The 574-nt window shown below is 61.5% G+C and carries 1 protein-coding gene; it reads left to right on the forward strand.

Annotated elements, in window-relative coordinates; translation table 11 throughout:
- Positions 1–72 precede the first annotated feature (72 nt).
- Positions 73–574, forward strand: a 502-nt coding sequence (locus HWX04_RS08910; RefSeq protein WP_246257636.1) for a DDE-type integrase/transposase/recombinase, incomplete at its 3' end; no start/stop codon positions are given.

A 574-nucleotide genomic window follows, 5' to 3' on the forward strand; every position in this document is an offset into this window, starting at 1 on the left:
TGCACAGCGCCGGGCCATCATTGAGCTGCGCACGCAGCAAAGGTCACAGATGGGGCCCAAGAGCTGCACGCTTTGCTCCTGCAGCGCTGGGGCCCACAGGAGACACCCAGCAAAACCACCATCTACAACGTGCTGAAGGCTGAGGGGCTTGTTTGCAGCAGGCGTGTACGCAGACGCTCGGTGCCTACGGCCCAGCCCTTGCGAACGAGCAAGCAGCCCAATGGGGTGTGGAGTGCAGACTACAAAGGCCAGTTCAAGACAGCCGATGGTCACTGGTGCTATCCATTGACCATCATGGACCACGCCAGCCGTTATTTGCTGGCCGTGCATGTCTACGACAGCCCCAACTACGAGGATGCCAAACGCAGCTTCGAACAGGTGTTTCGGCAATACGGACTGCCCGAGCGCATACGCAGTGACAACGGTCCGCCGTTCGCGACTACTGGCGTGGCGGGCCTGTCACGCCTGGCGATATGGTGGATAAGGCTGGGCATCAGGCCGGAGCGCATCGAGAGGGGCAAGCCACAGCAAAACGGTCGCCACGAGCGGATGCACCGCACGCTCAAGCATGCCC

It is taken from the genome of Bartonella gabonensis, assembly GCF_903679515.1.
GTDB classification, from domain to species: domain Bacteria; phylum Pseudomonadota; class Alphaproteobacteria; order Rhizobiales; family Rhizobiaceae; genus Bartonella; species Bartonella gabonensis.